The 19,825-nt window shown below is 39.1% G+C and carries 20 protein-coding genes; 18 read left to right on the forward strand and 2 right to left on the reverse strand.

What is annotated here, in order from left to right; translation table 11 throughout:
• Nucleotides 1–103: 103 nt before the first annotated feature.
• The 5 genes from ACOZ9X_RS03695 (at nucleotide 104) to ACOZ9X_RS03715 (ending at nucleotide 6,660) form a co-directional block, all read left to right on the forward strand.
• Nucleotides 104–1,246, forward strand: coding sequence for a cysteine desulfurase family protein (locus ACOZ9X_RS03695; RefSeq protein ID WP_423417077.1), 1,143 nt, complete (start codon nucleotides 104–106; stop codon nucleotides 1,244–1,246).
• Between the two features lie 5 nt (nucleotides 1,247–1,251).
• A complete protein-coding gene (gene thiI / locus ACOZ9X_RS03700; RefSeq protein ID WP_423418216.1) occupies nucleotides 1,252–2,463 on the forward strand; it encodes a tRNA uracil 4-sulfurtransferase ThiI in 1,212 nt (403 codons plus the stop codon).
• A gap of 621 nt (nucleotides 2,464–3,084) precedes the next feature.
• A complete protein-coding gene (locus ACOZ9X_RS03705; RefSeq protein WP_066396835.1) occupies nucleotides 3,085–3,270 on the forward strand; it encodes an alpha/beta-type small acid-soluble spore protein in 186 nt (61 codons plus the stop codon).
• 128 nt (nucleotides 3,271–3,398) lie between these two features.
• On the forward strand, nucleotides 3,399–4,973 hold the full coding sequence (gene mbcS / locus ACOZ9X_RS03710; protein ID WP_423417078.1) for an acyl-CoA synthetase MbcS: 1,575 nt from the start codon (nucleotides 3,399–3,401) through the stop codon (nucleotides 4,971–4,973).
• A gap of 94 nt (nucleotides 4,974–5,067) precedes the next feature.
• Entirely contained in the window at nucleotides 5,068–6,660 is a 1,593-nt protein-coding gene (locus tag ACOZ9X_RS03715) for an amidohydrolase (protein ID WP_423417079.1), read from the forward strand.
• A gap of 73 nt (nucleotides 6,661–6,733) precedes the next feature.
• Here the strand turns inward: ACOZ9X_RS03715 and ACOZ9X_RS03720 are convergent, their stop codons facing one another.
• Nucleotides 6,734–7,531 carry an NAD kinase gene (locus ACOZ9X_RS03720; protein WP_423417080.1) on the reverse strand — a complete coding sequence of 266 codons (798 nt, stop codon included), beginning with the start codon at nucleotides 7,529–7,531 and terminating at the stop codon, nucleotides 6,734–6,736.
• A 148-nt stretch (nucleotides 7,532–7,679) separates the two neighbouring features.
• On the opposite strand from ACOZ9X_RS03720, the gene ACOZ9X_RS03725 reads away from it, so the two are divergent.
• The 8 genes from ACOZ9X_RS03725 (at nucleotide 7,680) to ACOZ9X_RS03760 (ending at nucleotide 14,185) form a co-directional block, all read left to right on the forward strand.
• Nucleotides 7,680–8,348: a DUF2953 domain-containing protein gene (locus tag ACOZ9X_RS03725; protein WP_423417081.1), complete on the forward strand. Its 669-nt coding sequence runs from the start codon at nucleotides 7,680–7,682 to the stop codon at nucleotides 8,346–8,348.
• A 3-nt stretch (nucleotides 8,349–8,351) separates the two neighbouring features.
• A complete protein-coding gene (gene ytfJ, locus ACOZ9X_RS03730; RefSeq protein WP_423417082.1) occupies nucleotides 8,352–8,804 on the forward strand; it encodes a GerW family sporulation protein in 453 nt (150 codons plus the stop codon).
• 88 nt (nucleotides 8,805–8,892) lie between these two features.
• Nucleotides 8,893–9,393, forward strand: coding sequence for a thiol peroxidase (gene tpx, locus ACOZ9X_RS03735; RefSeq protein WP_066400246.1), 501 nt, complete (start codon nucleotides 8,893–8,895; stop codon nucleotides 9,391–9,393).
• A 160-nt stretch (nucleotides 9,394–9,553) separates the two neighbouring features.
• Nucleotides 9,554–10,552, forward strand: coding sequence for a class I SAM-dependent methyltransferase (locus tag ACOZ9X_RS03740; RefSeq protein ID WP_423417083.1), 999 nt, complete (start codon nucleotides 9,554–9,556; stop codon nucleotides 10,550–10,552).
• 204 nt (nucleotides 10,553–10,756) lie between these two features.
• Nucleotides 10,757–11,944, forward strand: coding sequence for an acetate kinase (locus tag ACOZ9X_RS03745; protein WP_423417084.1), 1,188 nt, complete (start codon nucleotides 10,757–10,759; stop codon nucleotides 11,942–11,944).
• Between the two features lie 147 nt (nucleotides 11,945–12,091).
• Nucleotides 12,092–12,754 (forward strand): GNAT family N-acetyltransferase, encoded by a 663-nt coding sequence (locus tag ACOZ9X_RS03750; protein WP_423417085.1) that lies wholly within the window; start codon nucleotides 12,092–12,094, stop codon nucleotides 12,752–12,754.
• A 75-nt stretch (nucleotides 12,755–12,829) separates the two neighbouring features.
• A complete protein-coding gene (locus tag ACOZ9X_RS03755; protein WP_423417086.1) occupies nucleotides 12,830–13,660 on the forward strand; it encodes an EcsC family protein in 831 nt (276 codons plus the stop codon).
• 18 nt (nucleotides 13,661–13,678) lie between these two features.
• The gene (locus ACOZ9X_RS03760) at nucleotides 13,679–14,185 is read left to right on the forward strand and encodes a MogA/MoaB family molybdenum cofactor biosynthesis protein (protein ID WP_423417087.1); all 507 of its coding nucleotides are present in this window, start codon (nucleotides 13,679–13,681) and stop codon (nucleotides 14,183–14,185) included.
• A 96-nt stretch (nucleotides 14,186–14,281) separates the two neighbouring features.
• Here the strand turns inward: ACOZ9X_RS03760 and ACOZ9X_RS03765 are convergent, their stop codons facing one another.
• Complete coding sequence (locus tag ACOZ9X_RS03765) at nucleotides 14,282–14,596, reverse strand: hypothetical protein (protein ID WP_423417088.1); 315 nt, start codon at nucleotides 14,594–14,596, stop codon at nucleotides 14,282–14,284.
• A gap of 213 nt (nucleotides 14,597–14,809) precedes the next feature.
• Between ACOZ9X_RS03765 and ACOZ9X_RS03770 the strand changes: the two genes are divergently transcribed.
• The 5 genes from ACOZ9X_RS03770 to ACOZ9X_RS03790 all read left to right on the forward strand — a co-directional run bounded on the left by ACOZ9X_RS03770 (nucleotide 14,810) and on the right by ACOZ9X_RS03790 (nucleotide 19,806).
• On the forward strand, nucleotides 14,810–16,012 hold the full coding sequence (locus ACOZ9X_RS03770) for an argininosuccinate synthase (RefSeq protein WP_423417089.1): 1,203 nt from the start codon (nucleotides 14,810–14,812) through the stop codon (nucleotides 16,010–16,012).
• The gene (gene argH, locus ACOZ9X_RS03775; protein WP_423417090.1) at nucleotides 16,009–17,394 is read left to right on the forward strand and encodes an argininosuccinate lyase; all 1,386 of its coding nucleotides are present in this window, start codon (nucleotides 16,009–16,011) and stop codon (nucleotides 17,392–17,394) included. The genes ACOZ9X_RS03770 and argH overlap by 4 nt, the downstream gene beginning before the upstream one ends.
• Nucleotides 17,395–17,463: 69 nt before the next feature.
• Complete coding sequence (locus tag ACOZ9X_RS03780; RefSeq protein WP_153237671.1) at nucleotides 17,464–17,625, forward strand: hypothetical protein; 162 nt, start codon at nucleotides 17,464–17,466, stop codon at nucleotides 17,623–17,625.
• Between the two features lie 253 nt (nucleotides 17,626–17,878).
• Nucleotides 17,879–19,003 (forward strand): alanine dehydrogenase, encoded by a 1,125-nt coding sequence (ald, locus tag ACOZ9X_RS03785; protein ID WP_423417091.1) that lies wholly within the window; start codon nucleotides 17,879–17,881, stop codon nucleotides 19,001–19,003.
• A 122-nt stretch (nucleotides 19,004–19,125) separates the two neighbouring features.
• Nucleotides 19,126–19,806, forward strand: a complete 681-nt coding sequence (locus ACOZ9X_RS03790) for a metal-dependent hydrolase (RefSeq protein ID WP_423417092.1) — start codon at nucleotides 19,126–19,128, stop codon at nucleotides 19,804–19,806.
• Nucleotides 19,807–19,825 lie beyond the last annotated feature (19 nt).

Here is a 19,825-nt window from a genome sequence, read left to right on the forward strand (position 1 = left end):
AAAATAGGAGATAAGTGGAGATGTGCACGATAGCTAAATTATGGTATGATAATGAAATGTGTGTTTTAGAACGGTTTGGAATGGATAATTGGAGGATTCAACAATGATTTATTTGGATAATAGTGCAACAACAAAGCCATATAAGGAAGTTCTGGATACGTTCGTAACGGTGTCAGAAAAGTATTTTGCCAATCCATCTTCGCTTCATTCAAAAGGAGGAGAAGCTGAGAAATTACTTGGTCAGGCTAGAAAGTCAATTGCTCAGCTATTAGAGGTAGCACCATCTGAAGTGGTTTTTACCTCTGGGGGTACAGAAGGCAACAATATAGCGATCAAAGGGATTGCATTTCAACATCAAAATCGAGGTAAACACCTTATAACATCTTCTGTTGAGCATGCATCGAGTCATGAATCCTTTCAATATCTTGAATCACAAGGTTTCGAAATTACGTATCTTCCAGTGGATCATGACGGGTTGATCTCATCAGAAGACCTTAAACGTTCGATCCGGCCGGATACGATACTTGTTTCACTTATTCATGTCAATAATGAAACAGGAACGATACAACCTATTCAAGAGATAGGTAAGATCTTGAAAGAGCACCCGAAGATTTTTTTCCATGTCGACAATGTTCAAGGTGTCGGTAAGGTTGACCTTCCACTTAAAGAGTGTGGGATCGACCTGTGCACAATATCTGCACATAAAATTCACGGTTTAAAAGGAAATGGAATTCTTTTTGTGAAGAACGGTGTGAGTATCTCTTCTTTGTTCACTGGTGGTGAACAAGAATTAAAGAAAAGGGCTGGTACTGAAAACGTTGCAGGTATTGTAGCTATGGCAAAAGCGTTAAGGTTGATTCTTCAAGAGAATAAGGAAAAGAAAGAAAATTTATTAGAGATTAAGCAGTTCTTAATTGAAGAGTTACGTTCCATAGATGGAATAGAGATAAATACTCCTATAAAGTGCTCAGCTCCTCACATTATTAATTTTTCAGTGAAGGGCATCAAACCAGAAGTGCTGATTCATTCCCTTGATAAAAGAGATGTGTATGTATCTACTCGTTCTGCGTGTTCATCAAAACAAGGTGGAGCAAGCCGTATCTTACTAGAGATGGGGTTAGGAGAAAATCGTGCTTCAACGGCAATTCGTTTGAGTACTTCATATGGAAACACATTGAAAGAAGCAGAACTGACTTTAAAGGTATTAAAAGAAGAACTAATAAATATTAAGAAGGTAATGAGGTAATGAAGATGATTTATGATCATTTAGTCGTGCGTTATGGTGAATTATCACTAAAAGGAAAAAACAGAAGGCATTTCGAATCACAGCTTTTTGAAACTGTAAAACGAAAAATGCGTCCATTTCAGGATCTGAACATGGCAAAACATTTTGACCGAATTGTTATTGAATTAAACGGACAATCTTATGAGCCGATCGTCAAATCACTACAAAATATTTTCGGCATTCACTCGATCAGTTTAGCTGTAAGAGCTGAAAATGATTTAGAAGCGATTCAGAAAGCAGCTTTAATCGCTCTTAATGAAGCGATTGAAGGAAAAAAGACGTTTAAAGTTACAGGTAAGCGCTCTTTAAAATCTTTCCCTGTCAATTCCATGCAGCTTAACCAAGAAGTTGGAGGATACCTTTTAAGAAACACAGAAGGTTTAACCGTTGATGTTCATAATCCAGATGTAAATGTCAAAGTGGAAGTTAAAGATACAGGAACTTACATTAGCTCAAAATCATTTGAGGGAGCTGGCGGTCTGCCGATCGGTGTTGGAGGTAAAGCGATGCTTATGCTTTCAGGTGGTATCGACAGTCCAGTAGCAGGATATTTGACGATGAAGCGTGGTGTTCGTATTGAAGGTGTTCATTTTCATAGTCCGCCTTTTACAAGTGAACGAGCAAAGCAAAAAGTGGTTGATCTAACGCAAGAGCTCACTCGCTATAGCGGAGGAAAGATCAAGCTTCATGTTGTACCTTTTACAAAAATCCAACAAACGATCAAAGATAAGATTCCATCTAGTTATAGTATGACGATCATGAGAAGAGTAATGCTGAGAATCACTGAGCGATTAGCGGAGAACAACCATGCGATGGCTATCGCAAACGGAGAGAACCTCGGCCAAGTTGCAAGTCAAACGATGCATAGCATGTATGCGATCAATGAAGTAACGAACATGCCTATTCTTCGTCCTGTTATTACGATGGATAAGCTAGAGATCATGAATTTGTCGCATAAAATTGGAACATACGAGATTTCAATTCGTCCTTATGAAGATTGCTGTACGATTTTCTTGCCATCTGCACCAAAGACTAAACCGAAGCGTGAGAAAGCGATTCGGTTCGAGAAAAATATTGAAAACCTTGAAGAGTTGATTGAAGAAGCGGTTAATGAAGTTGAGACCTTGATTCTTGAAGAAGGGAAATCAATTGACGAAACATTTGATGATTTGCTCTAAGGCATTTTTTGCGTGTTTTGTTAGTTCTTGAAAGTAGCTGATTTCCGTTTCAGGTTGCTCGCTTTCCGCGGGGCAGGCGGTGAGCCACATTCGAACGTTTCACTTTTAAGTGTCTCACCTGCCCACCTGTCCCGCAGGAGTCTCGCACCTTACACTCCATTCAACTTGTCAATGAGGAAGACACAGAATAGTAAAAAACACCTTTATAAAGAAATTTTAAACACCTAACAACATGTAGTGCTTGATTTAGCACGCTTCAATTCTGAAAAATTTATAGCAACAAGATACAAACTAAGTGAAAAAGTCTGCACATTGTGCGGGCTTTTTTAATTTAAGAGCTGTAGTTTTTGCAATTAAATTGTTTCTTCTTTGCAGTTTGATTGGAGCGCAAGGTTGCTGACTCCTATGGGACGAGCGATCAGGTGGAGACTCCTAATGGCGCAAAGCGGCAGGAGGCTCACCGTTCGCCCCATGGAAAGCGAGCAACCTGGAGTAGAAATCAACTACCTTCATAAGCCTTCTTCCTAACTAATATCCTAAAATGGCAACACACACAACAATTTCCAAGAATTGAATCGGTCATTTAGACACATCTTATTAGTACAAAGGAGGTGAAACAACATGGCAAACCAAAACCAATTAGTAGTACCAGGTGCACAACAAGCTGTAGACCAAATGAAGTATGAAATCGCTTCTGAATTCGGTGTAAACCTTGGACCAGATTCAACTGCACGTGCTAACGGATCTGTAGGTGGAGAAATCACTAAGCGTCTAGTAGCTCAAGCTCTAGGTGGATACTCTAAATAAATAGTAATGGCTAACGGAGCGGGTTGTCCCCGCTCCTTTTATTTTTGTACATATATGACTAAATTTTAAAAATTTTCTAAAATATATTATAATGGTAAAGAACAACATGAATTGAAAGGGTGAAGGAAATGAACTTGATTGCTCCAAACATTTATAATTTAACAGAAGAAATGGAAAAGTATGCTTTAAACCCTGAAAAAAAAGCTTTAATCTGGATGGATGAACAAGGCGTTACCGAGGAGATTACATATAAGAAGCTCCTAGACAGAGCGAATCAAATTGCAAATTCTTTAGAAGAACTAGGACTGGCTAAAGGTGATAGAGTCTTGATCATCATGCCGCGACTGATCGAAACGTATGCGGTGTATATTGCTTGTTTGAAAGCTGGAATTTCTGTTATTCCTTGCTCAGAAATGTTAAGAGCTAAGGATCTGAGCTACCGCGTCCAACATAGTGAAGCAAAAGCGATCATTGCGGATTACCGGTTTACTGAGCAAGTTAATGAGATCAAAGATCACTTGCCTACACTTACATATAAGATTAGTGCGAACGGAGAGACGGAAAATTGGTTAAGCTTACAAGCGATTACGAATAATGTAAGCGTTTCCTACAAAGCTCCTGAAACAGCAAAAGATGATATGGCTTTTTTATCTTACACATCAGGTACAACAGGTCAGCCTAAAGGTGTTGTGCATACACACGGATGGGCATATGCTCATATTCGTACTGCTGCTAAGAGCTGGCTAAACATTTCAGAAGATGACAAAGTTTGGGCAACTGCTGGACCAGGTTGGCAAAAGTGGATCTGGAGTCCATTCTTATCTACTTTAGGTACTGGTTCTACAGGTTTTGTCTACCAAGGGAAGTTCGATCCGAAAAAATATTTAACACTTTTGCAAGACCAGCAGATCTCTGTTTTATGTTGTACACCAACAGAGTATCGTTTAATGGCAAAAGTAGATAATTTGGATCAATATAAATTACCACAATTAAGGAGCGCTGTATCAGCTGGGGAACCGTTAAACCGTGAAGTGATCGATACGTTCGAAAAGTATTTCCACATTAAAGTACGTGACGGATATGGACAAACTGAGAATACGTTATTAGTCGGTACGATGGAAGGTATGGAGATCAAGCCTGGTTCAATGGGTAAGCCAACGCCTGGAAACGATGTTGACGTTATTGATGAGAACGGAAAGCCTGTTGCAGCTGGAGAAGTTGGGGATATTGCCGTTCATAAAAATTGTCCTGCACTTTTTAAAGAATATTATAAAGACCGAGATCGGACGATGATGGCTTTCCGTGGTGACTATTATGTTACGGGTGATAAAGCAAAGAAAGATACTGAAGGTTATTTTTGGTTTGAAGGCAGAGGTGACGATATCATTATCTCCTCAGGCTATACGATCGGACCATTTGAAGTTGAGGATGCACTTGTAAAGCACCCTGCTGTTAAAGAATGTGCAGTAGTAGCAAGCCCAGATGAAATACGCGGACATATTGTTAAAGCGTTTGTTGTTTTACGAGATCAAACAGCAAGTAACGAAGTCCTAACAAAAGAGCTTCAAGAACACGTAAAAGAACTTACCGCTCCGTATAAATACCCTAGATCGATTGAATATGTGGATGATCTTCCTAAGACAACTTCAGGGAAAATCAGACGTATCGAGCTGCGGCAGTTAGAAGCATCTAAAACAAGATGATGTTTTAAAGAAAAGCAGATACTTTATCTGCTTTTTAGTTTGGTGTTTACGTTATACTACTGTAAAAAGATGATTGGTAAAGGTGGTAAATCAAATGGGGACGCTCTTTTTTAATGGGAAAATCTATACGATGGTAAATGAAGATGAGCATATTGAAGCCGTTTACGTAGAGAACGGCCAAATTATTAAAACCGGTACTGAAAAAGACTTATCAGAAACGTATAGCGAGCATATAACGAAAAAAGTCGATCTAAAAGGGTATGTTATGTATCCAGGTTTTGTAGATAGTCATCTGCATTTGATCGGTCACGGTGAAAAATTGATAAAGCTTGATCTTTCAGAAATGACTTCCGCTGAGGAGATGGAACGTGCTCTGAGAGAAAAAGCAGCTACACTTACATCCGATGAATGGTTGCTCGGTGAAGGGTGGAACGAGAACAATTTTATCGACCGTAAGATTTTTCATAGGCAAGAACTTGATGATATTTCAGGAGGACGCCCTGTTCTTCTATCTAGAGTTTGTCGGCATGCATTTTTAGCGAACACGAAAGCATTAGCATTGGCAGGTATAACTAAGGATACGGTCGATCCTCCCGGTGGAATTATCGTAAGAGATAATGATGGAGAAGCAACAGGGCTGTTACATGATAGTGCTGCAGAACTTGTAAAGAAAGTTGTGCCAGAAGCTTCACAGAACTATTTGAATACTGCCTTAAAGACCTCTATCAAACATTTGCTTTCATTAGGATTAACAGGAGGTCATTCGGAAGACTTAAGCTATTACGGGTATGTAGAAAGGCCGTTGAGTGCTTATCGATCTGTCATTGATGGAGAAGAGATTAAGTTTCGAGCTCATCTATTGGTGCATCATGAAGCTTTTGAAGACTTCAAGAATGTTAAAAAGGAATATGAGTTGCCATTCGTAGAGTATGGAGCATTGAAAATATTTGCAGATGGAGCTTTTGGAGGCCGAACCGCTTGGTTATCCCAGCCTTATAACGATGCTCCTGAAACCTCAGGTGTATCGATCCATGCAGATTTTGATCTTGCTCAACTTGTTCAAAAAGCGAGAGAGTATCATATGAATGTTGCTGTACATACGATTGGTGATATGGCTTTGAAACAAACGATTGAAGCGATAAAAAATAACCCTGCAAAGGAAGGCAGAGATCGCTTAATTCATGTTGGACTTGTAGATGATGAATTAATCGCTGAGATGAAACAACTACCTGTCATATTAGATATACAACCAGGATTTGTAGCATCAGACTTTCCTTGGTTAATCGAACGACTCGGAACGGAACGGATTCCAAATGCTTTCCCTTTTAGACGTCTGCTTGATGAACAACTAATTTGTGCGGGTGGCTCTGATGCTCCTATTGAACCGGTGGATCCGCTTCTTGGAATATTTGCAGCTGTTACCCGAAGAAAACCGGGGGAGCGTCATGAAGGATATGTTCCAGAACAAAAATTAACAATGTTTGAAGCGATAGCTTTATATACAGTCGGAAGTGCTTCGGCCATCATGCAAGAGGATGTTAAAGGGTTCATTAAAGAAGGATATCTTGCTGACTTTACTGTCTTAGATCAAGATCTATTTGAAGTTTCAGAAGATGAGATCTTAAAATCTAAAGTTGTACTTACAATTGTAGATGGTGATATTGTCTATAAGAACAAAGGTGAGTAGAACGCGGAAGTGTCATGAACAAAAGAAAAACAGCTTGCAGAAAATGCAAGCTGTTTTATTGGTTGTTTATCTTCTACAAGAAGCTTCTTTTTACTTTATGCCAAAATGAATTGTCTTTTAATTTTACAGTCTTGATTCTTTTATTTGTGAGCTCGAAATTCAAGGTTTCACAATGTTTAATACTCATCGCCTCATTGTCCATACCGATAATCGGATAATGGCTGTTATCATGCTTGATCTTTAATGTCATCTTACGGTTATCACTTAGGATAAACGAAGAACCTAAAGTGCGGTAGTGATTGTTATTTAATGAAGCGAGCTCACTGATTTGATAGCAAGCTAGCATCGGGTCAACGACTGCTCCGTTAACTGACTTATTGTAAGCAGTACTCCCTGTAGGAGTCGAAATGATCATTCCGTCTCCACGGAAGGTTTCGAAATATAAATCATCAATGAAGACATCGATCTCAAGAGTTCGAATAATAGAAGAGCGAAGGGAACATTCGTTTAAGCAATAGAATGATCCTTGTCCATCAATGTTTACCGATAGAGCAGGATATTTTCTAACTTCAACTTGTTCGTTTTTCATTGCTTCAATCATACCTGCTTGATCATCAATATGAAAATCGCAATAAAATTCATTCTCGAGCGTACTGACGCCCACATACAGACAATCATCTCTGAAACCTGTTTTTCGAACTGCTTGTAAGAAGGTGCCGTCACCACCAATACTAGCTATGATGTTTGCTTCTTTCACGTCTTCTACTACTTCGAATCCCTCTGTTAAGGCCAAGGAAAGTAATGATTGGATCTTCTCTAAAGTACGTTCTTCCTTTTTGTAAAAAAAGAAAATTTTATTGCGAACAGCCATAATGCCTTCCTCCCTTAAATTTATCTGCTTCACTATTTTGTTCTGAGTCATGCAATCGAATTCTTGATTCTATTGTAACAGACTTCATAACGTTTAGATTGAATGACCTCTGCCCATAATGAAGAGATAACAGAAGGGAAGAGCATGTATGGTTTGGGTTGCAATTTTTATTGGTATTTTACTAATTTTATTAATCGTGATAAGTATTTCAACAATTCACATTTCCATTTATTTCGTCCATCGAAATGATAATAGTAACATTCAAGTGAATTTTAAGATGTATCGTTTCTTAAAATATAAACTGAATGTGCCTCTGATCATGGTAGATGCAAAGGATCACTCCGTAAAGATCAGGGAAGAAAAACAATCGACGCTCGGACAGAAAAAAGAAAAGAAAAAAATCACGTTCTCACAAATAAAAAAGCAATATCGATCATTTAATCAGATGCTTAAGCACATCAACCATTTTTACCAGATACTCGCCGCATTTTTGAAGAAGATGCGAGTGAAAAAAGTAGAATGGCATAGTGCGATCGGACTTGGTGAAGCATCTTCCTCAGCTATAGCAGCTGGTACTGTTTGGGGTTTCAAAGGAATAGCGATACAAGTACTGAATGCCTTTTTTAAACTTGAAGAATCTCCGAATATATCCGTTGTTCCTGTTTTTCAGGGTATGCATAGTGAAACGCGGTTTTCTTGTATGATTTCATTTAAAATCGGGCATGCTATTGTCGTTATGTTAAAAATCTTAAAGTCCTGGCGAATAGTAAGTCGTTCGACCAAGCTGAATTCTGAATATATGACTGGAGGCATGTAGAAAATGAGTGAACATCCAATCCAGGGTTTAATGAAAACCGCGATGGAAAACTTAAAAGAAATGATCGATGTAAATACGATTATTGGTGATCCTGTAGAGACACCAGACGGCAGTGTTATTCTAACAGTATCAAAAGTAGGATTTGGATTTGCGGCAGGTGGAAGTGAATTCGGTGGACAGGAAGAATCCCGTAATTCATCTACACAGCAAGGATCTTCTAGTCATTCAAAAGAGATGCCTTTTGGTGGAGGAAGCGGAGGAGGAGTATCGATTACTCCGATTGCATTCCTAGTTGTAAGCAATACTGGGATCAAGACGATCCACTTAGATAACAGTACGCACCTTTACGAAAGAATCTTAGATCTAGCACCTGGTGTGATTGATAAGCTGCAGCATCTCATGAACAAGAACAAACATGATCAGGGACCTTCAAGCACACAAACACATGAGTTTTAAAAAAGCTAACATCTCGTTAGCTTTTTTTTCTGGGTTGCTTTAAGATGAAAGGGAAAGTACATAATTTATTTTTTAAAGGAGGAGTATGATCATGGCTGTAACATTTAAGGAAAAACCAGTCACATTACTAGGAAATGAAGTAAAAGTAGGGGACCAAGCTCCAGATTTTAAAGTGTTGGCAAACGACATGTCTGAAGTTAGTCTTGCAGATTCAAAAGGAAGTGTACGTTTAATCGCTGCTGTCCCTTCAGTTGACACGGGCGTATGTGATGCTGAAGTGCGTCGTTTTAATGAAGAGGCGTCTAAGCTTGACAACGTCAAAGTCTTAACAGTTTCAGTGGACTTGCCTTTTGCACAAAAAAGATGGTGTGCAGCAGCAGGTATTGAGAATGTTCAAACGCTATCTGATCACCGTGATCTTTCATTCGGTAAAGCATATGGAGTTGCGATCGAGGAACTTCGTCTTCTAGCTCGCTCTGTATTTGTTATTGATAGCTCTGATAAAGTTACGTATGTAGAATACGTAGATGAAGTTACGAGCCACCCAAATTATGAAGCAGCGATTGAAGCAGCTAAAGCAGCAAAATAAACATTCAGAAATCTCCGGTAAAGCTTCAAAATACCGGAGATTTTTTTGTGTTAAATACTGCTCAAAACTTCCATTTTGGTAATGGTAGAAGTTAATGATTGTATATACAGTACGTAGTTTGCTAAAATGTTTCCTGTGAAAACTTAGGAGGAAGCGATATATGAGTTCTTTTAAAGATGTTGAAAAGCTATTTGTTGTTCTCGACAACACAGCTACTGCAATTCAAGATAAACTTGAACTGCCCTATTTAGACGCTCTTGTAGAATCAGGAGAAAATCTGTTCTTTCAGGAGATACCAAAAGAATACCCGAAAGAATTATCAACGGTATTAACAGATGAATACAAAAAAGTGGATGTTGCAGAATTCGGTAAAGAAGAAACGCGTAAAGCATTTCAGTTGGCTGTACTAAAAGGTATGAAAGAAGCTGTTCAGCCCCATCATGCGATGACGCCAGATGCGGTTGCACTTTTTGCCGGATACCTCGTACAAAAATTTATGAAAAAATCCGAAAACCTTACATTGTTAGATCCTGTAGTCGGTTCAGGAAACTTGCTAACAGCTGTTATGAATCAGTTGAAGGACAAAGAGTGTGTTTCATTCGGAGTAGAAGTGGACGAAACTCTTTTACGTTTAGCGTGGGTCAATGCAAATATCCAAAAACATAAACTAGAGCTTTTTCACCAAGATGTGATCAAACCACTCTATGCAGATCCTGTTGATGTGGTTGTAGCTGATCTTCCTGTAGGATATTATCCAGATGATGAAGCAACTAAAGCCTTCAAAGTTCATGAAAAAGAAGGCCATACTTATGCTCATCACTTAATCATTGAGCAATCGGTTCATCATTTGAAAGAAACAGGCATTGGGATATTTATCGTGCCGAACAACCTCTTTGAAAGTGAACAAGCGGACTTGTTTAAAAGTTGGATGAAGGAAACAGTAACCGTCCTAGGTCTTCTTCAGTTACCTGAATCATTATTTAAGTCCTCCGTACATGCAAAGAGTATCCTGATTCTTCAAAAGAATGGAGAAGGTGCAATAAAGCCTAAACAAGCGATGCTAGCTCAGCTTCCATCTTTCTCTAATAAAAATGGTTTAGGAAATGTGATGGAACAGATTAATGAGTGGTTTAAAACAGAGTGGGAACGTGAAAAATAACAGCGTGGGTCAATCCTATGCTGTTTTTTTTATGCAATTGCAAACGGATTCAAGTCTGAATTGCATGAATATAAGGTGTAAGCGTTTTACTACCTTGATATTAATAAAGGTCAATGTTTAAATAAGGAAGGATTAAGTTTCAAGTGAGATGGAAGTAGGAGTTCTCATCCTACTATTTCATTGAATATGAAGGAGATGGCTATTTTGGCTAAAATTATTGCAATTAACGCCGGAAGCTCGTCCTTAAAATTTCAGTTGCTTCAAATGCCTGAAGAAGAAGTACTGACTAAAGGACTTGTAGAACGTATCGGATTAAATGATTCAGTTTTCACGATCGAAGTGGATGGTGAAAAAGTAAAAGAAATTAAAGATATCCAAGATCATTCAGAAGCAGTATCAATGCTTTTAGATAAATTAGTAAAACATAACATCATTTCTTCTCTTGATGAGATCGAAGGAATCGGTCATCGTGTTGTACATGGTGGAGAAAAGTTTAACGACTCTGTATTAATCACAGATGAGGTTCTTCATGAAATTGAAGAGATCTCTTATCTTGCACCACTGCACAATCCAGCCAACGTTGTTGGAATCAAAGCGTTCAAAAATGTATTGCCTAACGTACCTGCAGTTGCTGTTTTTGATACGGCTTTCCATCAGTCCATGCCTGAAAAATCATTCTTATACAGCCTTCCATACGAGTATTATGAAGAATACGGAATTCGTAAATACGGATTCCATGGAACAAGTCATAAGTATGTTTCAGAGAGAGCTGCTGAGCTTCTTGGACGTCCGGTTGAACAACTTCGTCTCTTATCTTGCCACTTAGGTAACGGTGCAAGTATTGCAGCGATCGAAGGTGGAAAATCGATTGATACATCTATGGGCTTCACACCTTTAGCAGGAGTTACAATGGGAACTCGTTCTGGTAACATTGACCCTTCATTGATTCCTTACATCATGCAAAAGACAGGTCAAAGTGCTGAAGAAGTAATCAATGTCTTGAACAATAAGAGTGGAATGCTTGGTGTTTCTGGATTCTCCTCCGACCTTCGTGATATTGAAAGTGAAGCAGAAAAAGGAAACGAACGTGCTGAACTTGCATTAGAGGTGTTTGCTAGCCGTATCCATAAATATATTGGATCTTATGCAGCGAGAATGGCTGGTATCGATGCGATCATCTTTACTGCTGGTATCGGTGAGAACAGTACAGCTGTACGTGAGCGCGTACTTCGTGGTCTAGAGTTCATGGGTGTATATTGGGATCCTGCTCTTAACCAAGTTCGTGGTAAAGAGGCGTTCATCAGCTACCCGCACTCACCTGTAAAAGTTATCGTGATTCCTACAAATGAAGAAGTAATGATCGCGCGTGATACAATGCGCTATGCGATGTAGTTACAGAGACAGTCTTTTCCTTGTGAAAAGGCTGTTTTTTTTTGTGTTTAGATATGCAGTTGAAAGAAGGAATATGGAGGTATTTAGCGTAAACCATCTAATGAGCAAAAAATTAGCGCTCACCTTTTACAAGAGGGAGGCCGAAACATGTACATAAAAGAACAATATCTTTACATGAACAATCAAAATGTTAGAGCTGTCGTTCGGAATTATGAACAAAAAGATTTTGCTGAACTCCTTTCCATTCAAAAAGAAAGTTTTCCTTCTCCATTTCCCCCAGAATTATTATGGAACGAAAAACAGTTACATAACCATATCTCGCTTTTTCCGGATGGAGCTCTATGTGTAGAAATCAATGGAGTCCTTGCTGGATCGGTAACAAGTTTACTCGTGGAATATGACTTGGAACATCCGCAGCATACGTGGGAAGAGATAACGGGCAATGGTTATATCACCAATCATGATCAAAGTGCAAATACACTGTATGTTGTAGATATTTGCATAAGACCATCACACCGTAAATTTAATTTAGGCAAGCTTCTTATGCAATCTCTGTATGAAACGGTCGTTCACCATAAATTACAGAGATTATTAGGCGGAGGTAGGATGCCGGGTTATTCAAAGCATTCACATGTTCTTTCTCCTCAAGATTATGCTGACAAAGTGATTAGTGGCGAGTTATATGATCCGGTCATATCGTTTCTTTTGCGATGTGGAAGAAATCCGCTGATGCTTATCCAGAATTATATTGAGGACGAAGAATCGTCTAACTATGCGTTGCTGATGGAATGGAGAAATCCATTTTTATAAGTTCTCTCATTACAGAATTTTTACTTTAAGAGTGATTTATACTACACTATTTAAAAGGTTTTAAGGAGGATGCGTATGGCATTAACAGCGCGTGAGGAACAGATCTGGCAAGAAATTATGGCGTGGGAAGAAGATTTCTTTACATATGAACCAACAGATTTTGGCCGTACTTATGAAAAATGGGCAACAAGGCAGATGGACCTCCTTCCAGAAGAGGTGCAAGAGACAGTCGGTGAATATGTGGATTCTGCATTATTTCATATTCATGCTCTTATACAAAACTCCCAATTTCAATTGGATACTAAACAACGGTTATTGTCTGAAGCAAGAGTCTTTAGAGACGATATCTATGAAATTGAAGATCTAAAAAAGTGTTCGATCGATCAGTTATCGTATATGGCAGACCAGCAAATCGCAAGAAACAGGCTCTTGTCCTTTTCGCAAGGAGGGCTCGCAGGCACAGGAGGACTTCTCTTTTTAGGAACAGACCTGCCTGCAATGGTTGCTCTTGGAATACGTTCCGTGCAATCTATCGCGATGCACTATGGCTATGATATCCAAAGACCTGCAGAAATGATGCGTTCGTTAAAAGTTTATCATGCAGCGACGATGCCGAAGCGTTTTCAACAGGAAAAGTGGGACGAGCTGATGGTCGAGATCAGAGAGGAAGAAGATCCGATTTTTTATGCGGGAAAAGATGTGATCGCAGATGTGTCATGGATGTCACATCCGATACAACAAGCTATGAAGATGATGGCGATTCTTCTTCTTCGAAAGAAGCTAACACAAGGGTTGCCGATTTTCGGAATGGCACTCGGTGCATTCATGAACTATCAACAGTCGAGAAAAATCACAGAAATTGCACACAAGTTTTATCAAAAAAGATATCTTTTTGAAAAATATTAAGAAACAGGTGTTGCTTCCATGAGTGTAAAAGAACATAAAGCTCTAGCACCACGAGTGGTTAGATGCATGATCGTAACCGTTAGTGATACGCGTGATGAAGAAACAGATAAAAGCGGAAAATTGATCCATACATTTTTAAAGAAAAAGAATCATAAAATTGCTGCATACAAAATTGTTAAAGATGAGATGAGATCCATTCAAGATGCTGCGGAATACGGTATACAGAATAAAGAGATTGATGTTGTCCTTTTTAATGGAGGAACAGGAATCGCTTCTAGAGATGTAACAATTGAGGCATTAACGCCTTTATTTGATAAAGAGATCTCTGGTTTTGGTGAACTTTTTCGCATGTTAAGCTATACAGACGATATTGGCTCTGGTGCGATGCTGAGCAGAGCAATAGCAGGAGTTAAGGATAGTACAGCGATATTCGCACTGCCTGGTTCATCAGGTGCTGTAAAACTAGGCATGGAGAAATTAATCATACCCGAGCTGTCACATGTTGTTCAACAGCTGAATAAATAAGGGTGTTTGTTAAAGAAAATAGTCCAAAATAAAGAGGATGCAAATGCATCCTCTTTATTTGTATATGAAGACTCCTACTATCAAAGGGAACCTCATTTAATCATGAATCTTTGAAGTGATACTCTGATTCAATCTGTACCATAGCCAAAGATCGTTGATGACAGAAGCGAGGCTCGCAATCTTATTGTTCAATTCACATGAGACCTCAAAATGTTCTTCGGTCGATAGTTGGTCTTGCAACTTGTTGATGATCTCTTCGATCTCTCCGATTCGATCAGGAATTCTTCCTCTGATCTTTTCCCATTGCAGCATTATCGCTTCTTGAGTCGCCGTATCGTACTTTTCCCACGATTTATTTAAATGCGGAACAAAAATTCCGAGTCTTTCATCCCAAACAAAGTCATTTTGCAATTGAAATCACCTCTTTTTCTATTGTACAAAAGGGTGGAGTGGGATGGTAGATAAAAGTTCGATGTTATTTTTATTCATTTTAAAGAATAACCTTGCAATTTCATTAGTGTTTTTGTTATAGTATGAACTATCATAAATGGTATTTTTATAAACAAAAATGTATAAAAATAAGTAAATATTCATTTTTGGCTATAACAAAAGGAGAGATTTCATATGGGGAAAAAGGTAGTTTTAGCTTATTCTGGAGGATTAGATACGTCTGTTGCGATTCCATGGCTAGCTGATAAGGGATACGAAGTTATTGCATTATGCTTGGATGTAGGTGAAGGCAAGGATCTTCCTTTTATACAATCAAAGGCGCTATCAATCGGGGCATCTGAATCGATCGTACTTGATGTTCAAAAAGAATATGCTGATGAATATGCATTAGTAGCTCTACAATCACATGCATTGTATGAAGGGAAATATCCACTCATCTCTGCATTAAGCAGACCGTTGATCGCGAAAAAGTTAGTAGAAACTGCTAAAAAATATGGAGCTACAGCCGTTGCTCATGGCTGCACAGGAAAAGGGAACGATCAAGTTCGTTTTGAAGTTTCTGTTTCTGCACTCGCACCTGAGCTTGAAGTTCTAGCGCCAGTTCGTGAATGGAGCTGGTCTCGTGAAGAAGAGATTCAGTATGCAAAAGAACATGATATTCCTGTTCCGATCAAAAAGGAAAATCCGTTCTCAATCGACCAAAATTTATGGGGAAGAAGCAATGAGTGTGGAATCTTGGAAGATCCTTGGGCTGCACCACCAGAAGAAGCATATGAAATGACTGTTGCTCTCGAACATACGCCAGATGAGCCGCAGGTTGTCGAGATCGGATTCGAACAAGGTGTTCCAGTATCACTGAACGGTCAGCATGTTGCGTTAGATGTTCTAATTAATCAGTTGAACGATTGGGGAGGCGCGCATGGTGTTGGACGAATCGACCATGTTGAAAATAGATTAGTAGGAATCAAATCTCGTGAAGTTTACGAATGTCCAGCCGCAACAACGCTTATTAAAGCACATAAAGAACTTGAGGATCTTACATTAGTTAAAGAAGTCGCTCACTTTAAACCAATCATTGAAAAGAAGATGACTGAATTGATCTATGAAGGTTTATGGTTCTCGCCGTTACATGCATCATTAAAAGCCTTCTTGGACGAAACACAAAAACATGTAACAGGTACAGTTCGTGTTAAATTCTTTAAAGGGCATGCAATCGTCGAAGGAAGAAAATCACCTTATTCACTTTATGATGAAAAATTAGCAACATATACATCAGACGATGCTTTTGATCATACAGCTGCGAAAGGTTTTATCTCTTTATGGGGACTTCCTACAAAAGTTAGCAGCATGGTTCAAAAAAATGAGGTGAAAGTGTGAAGAAGCTATGGGGAGGACGTTTCTCGAAACAGCCTGAAGAATGGGTAGATGAGTTTGGAGCATCCATCTCTTTTGATCAGCAATTGGCCAGTCAAGACATTAAAGGAAGTTTGGCTCATGCTAAGATGTTGTTTCAGTGTAAAATTATTGACGAGAGTGCTTACGAAAATATAAAGAATGGCTTGCTTTCTCTTCAATCTGATGTTGAAGAAGGGGAGCTTACGTATTCTGTTAAATACGAAGACATTCATTTGAACCTTGAAAAATTATTAACAGACAAAATTGGACCAGATGGCGGAAAACTTCATACGGCAAGAAGTCGAAATGATCAAGTGGCAACAGATTTTCATCTTTACGTAAAAGAAGAAACGTTATTAATCATTAGTCACATTGAAGAATTACAAAAATCACTTTTGAATCTTGCAGAAGAGCATGTAGAAACGATCATCCCTGGGTATACACATCTTCAGCGTGCACAGCCCGTTTCATTCGCTCATCATCTATTGGCTTACTTTTGGATGCTTGAGCGTGATAAAGGAAGACTTCAAGATAGTCTAAAGCGCAGTGATATTATGCCTCTTGGTGCCGGAGCACTTGCGGGAACGACGTTTGAAATCGACCGCAACATCACGATGAACGAGCTTGAATTCAGAGACAAGTATCTCAATAGCTTGGATGCTGTAAGTGATCGAGATTTTGCGATCGAATGCTGCAGCAATGCTTCTATGATCATGATGCATCTTTCTCGTTTTTGTGAAGAACTGATTCTTTGGTCTTCAGAAGAGTTCGGATTCATTGAGATCAGTGACAGCTTTACTACAGGCAGCTCCATGATGCCACAAAAAAAGAATCCTGATATGGCTGAATTGATCCGAGGGAAAAGCGGGAGAGTATATGGTTCGTTGATCTCCCTTCTTACATTGATGAAGGGATTGCCGCTTGCATACAACAAAGACATGCAGGAAGACAAAGAACCTGTTTTTGATACGGTAAAAACCGTTAAAGGATGCTTAAGTATCATGACAGGTATGATGAACGAAGTGAAAATTCATGTGGATAAGATGAATAAAGCCGTGCATCAAGACTTTTCTAATGCTACAGAGCTTGCAGATTACCTAGCGAAAAAAGGAATTCCCTTCCGAGAAGCACATGAATTAGTTGGTGAGATGGTCCTTCAATGTATTCAAAAAGAGTGCTATCTTCTTGATGTGACGTTGGAAGAATACCAAGCATGGTGCCCGCTCGTTGAAAATGATCTGTTTGAGGCTCTATCTCCAAAAACAGCAGTAGAAAGACGAAATTCTGAAGGTGGAACTGGTTTTGAGGCCGTTCGCCAACAGATTGATGCCGCACAATCAAAAATGGCCGTTTCCAATAATTAGCTTAAATGAACTTTCCTTGTAAGACGAAAACTATGGATAAAGTCTTGCGTTTGAAGGAGGAAAGTTAAGATGGAAAACGAAAAACGTCCGAATCAACAGCTTGAATATGATGCTGAAGGTGAGATGACTGTTCATCAGCAGATAACAGAATCTTATCAAAGCGGAATCGTTGATAAAGTAGATCAAGGACAGCAAAGAACAAAACTTGATGAAGAAGAAAGTCTTTCATAACACAAGATAAGGGTAGCTCTATTACAGAGGCTGCCCTTTTTTGTTCTAAAAAAAGTTATTACAATTGCGAACATGAGCAGAATTTTTCATAAAACCAAAAAGGAGAATGTTCTTTTTCCTTTTAGGGTACCTTAAAGCTGTCTTGAATTTATAAATATTATAAGAAGATTCAACTTTTTATTTGGAGTTTTTGGTGGTATGTTAACTATAGAATAATGAAAAAATTTCCATGTGAAATAAGGGAGGGTACAACATGAAAATAGGAGTACCGACTGAGATAAAAAATAATGAAAATCGTGTAGCGATGACACCAGCGGGCGTGTTGAACCTTGTGGCATCAGGTCATGAGGTATTTATCCAAAAAGGTGCTGGAATCGGTTCAGGGTTTACAGATGAAGAATACGAAAGTGCTGGTGGTGTTATCGTAGAAACACCCACCCAAGCATGGTCGATGGATATGGTTATGAAAGTAAAAGAACCGCTTCCTGAGGAGTACTGTTTTTTTCGAGAAGGTCTAATTCTCTTCACTTATTTACATCTTGCACCTGAGCCAGAACTTACAAAAGCATTAACAGATAATAAAGTAGTTGGCATTGCGTACGAGACGGTTCAATTGCCGAATGGGACACTTCCTCTCCTAACACCGATGAGTGAAGTAGCAGGAAGAATGGCTGCGCAGATCGGTGCTCAATTTTTAGAAAAACCAAAAGGTGGGCTAGGTATCCTCTTAAGTGGAATACCTGGGGTAAGACGTGGAAAAGTAACGGTTATTGGTGGCGGAGTGGTCGGAACGAATGCTGCTAAGATCGCTATGGGTCTTGGAGCGGATGTAACAATCATTGATTTAAATCCAGAACGTCTTCGTCAGCTTGATGATATTTTCGGTGTTGAAATCAATACGCTCATTTCAAATCCACTCAATATAGCTCTTGCCGTTCAAGAATCAGCACTGGTTATTGGAGCTGTGTTAATACCGGGAGCTAGGGCTCCTAAGCTTGTGACCGAAGAGATGATTAAAGGCATGCAGCCAGGTTCTGTCATCGTAGATGTTGCCATTGATCAAGGTGGAATCTTTGAAACGGTCGACCGCATCACGACACATGATAATCCGACGTATGAAAAGCATGGCGTTCTTCATTATGCAGTGGCTAACATGCCAGGTGCTGTTCCGAGAACCTCAACGATCGGTCTGACTAACGTTACCGTACCTTATGCTCTTCAAATCGCAAACAAAGGTTATGTTCAAGCGTGTTTAGATAATGAAGCTCTACTTAAAGGGATCAATACATTAGATGGGTTTGTAACATACAAAGCGGTAGCTGAATCGCATCAACTAGACTATAAAGATGCTGTCTCCATTCTAAAAACAAACAAATAGATAACATTTAAAAAAGTTCGCATTCCTTTTCTCTGGAATAGGACTTTTTTTCTGTTCTATAATAGGGTATGTAACACTAATTAGGTATTTCAGCGTTTAATTTGAGGAGGGAACATGCAATTATGAAAGTGACATACCACGGACATTCTGTACTTGAAATTCAAACCGAGCAACATTCCATTTGGATCGACCCTTTTATTAACGGAAATGGACAAGCTAAGATCAATGTTCAGGACGTAAAAGCTGATGTGATTCTCTTAACACACGGTCATAACGATCATGTAGGCGACACGGTTGAGATCGCAAAAGCGAATAACAGCTTGGTCGTAGCACCATTTGAACTTGCTGATTACTTACAAACACTCGGTGTAGAGGCACATCCTATGCATATAGGAGGAAGCCGCACATTTGATTTTGGAAAAGTGAAATTCACTCAAGCTTTTCATGGATCAAGTTATTCACAGGAAGATGGCACTGTCGTATATACTGGAATGCCAGCGGGAATTTTATTCTCATGTGATGGGAAAACGCTATACCATGCAGGAGATACAGCTCTATTCTCAGATATGAAATTAATAGGAGAGTTTGCAAAACCAGATATTGCTTTCTTACCTATTGGTGACAACTTTACGATGGGGCCTGAAGATGCATTAATCGCAGCAGAGTGGATTGGTGCTGAAGTTACCGTTCCAATCCATTACAACACGTTTCCTGTGATTGAACAGGATCCTGAAGCTTCATTCACATCTAAACTCGGAAACAAAGGAAAAGTGCTCATAAGCGGTGAAAGCATAAGTGTATAATGATTCTAACCTCCCTTTC

The organism is Fictibacillus nanhaiensis (assembly GCF_049537595.1).
GTDB lineage: Bacteria > Bacillota > Bacilli > Bacillales > Fictibacillaceae > Fictibacillus > Fictibacillus nanhaiensis_F.